The organism is Alcanivorax sp. HI0044 (assembly GCF_001634945.1).
The window spans coordinates 1-700 of sequence record NZ_LWEZ01001853.1; the positions used below are offsets into that span (position 1 = coordinate 1).

Annotated in this window: 2 protein-coding genes; both read left to right on the forward strand. The window is 61.9% G+C overall.

Going from position 1 to position 700, the window contains the following annotated elements; all coding sequences use genetic code 11:
- A partial coding sequence (locus A3730_RS27625; RefSeq protein ID WP_063539363.1) for a DUF2796 domain-containing protein occupies nucleotides 1–511 on the forward strand: 511 nt, incomplete at its 5' end.
- Nucleotides 486–700 (forward strand): ATP-binding cassette domain-containing protein (locus A3730_RS27630; protein WP_156501412.1); only part of this gene is annotated, 215 nt, incomplete at its 3' end. The genes A3730_RS27625 and A3730_RS27630, both read left to right, overlap by 26 nt.

A 700-nucleotide genomic window follows, 5' to 3' on the forward strand; every position in this document is an offset into this window, starting at 1 on the left:
CTGCTTGCTGCTGTCGTTCAGTTTGTCTGCCACCGCCGCAGAGGTGCACCAGCATGGCCTGGCCGAGGCGGCCGTGGTGGTGGAGGGGGAGCAGGTGACAATCCGTTTCCGAGCGCCCTTGATGGATATCCTCGGCACCGAGCAGCCGCCAGCAGACGCCCCGGCCCGGGCCCGTTATGGCAAGCGTCTGGCACAGGTGGCGGCGCCACAGCCTTCGCCGGCTGCACAGTGTGAACCGGTCAGTGCTTCCATCAGCTCCGTGGATACCCTGTTTCCGGAGCAGCAGGCGCATGATTCCCATGATCATCACGATCACGACGCGCACAGTCACCACCAAGATGTGGAGAACGAGTGGTTATTTTCCTGCGCGTTTCCTGAAAAATTAAACGCCGTGGAGCTACCGTTTCTGGGCATCTTCTCGAGCCTGACCACCGAAGTGGTGTTGCTGTTGCCCGCCGGGCAGAACGCCTTGCGTCTGGCGCCGGATGAAACCCGCATACCGCTGGAGTAATGCCGCAGTGGGCTTGGTACTGGAACTCAACGGCCTGGAATACCGCCATCCCGGTCAGGTTCGTCCCTTCTTGCAGGTGCCGGACTTTGCCCTGCAGGCAGGGGAGCGGGTGCTGCTTCATGGTCCCAGTGGCTGTGGCAAAAGCACTCTGCTGTCACTGATTACCGGCATCCGGCCAATGCAGTGCGG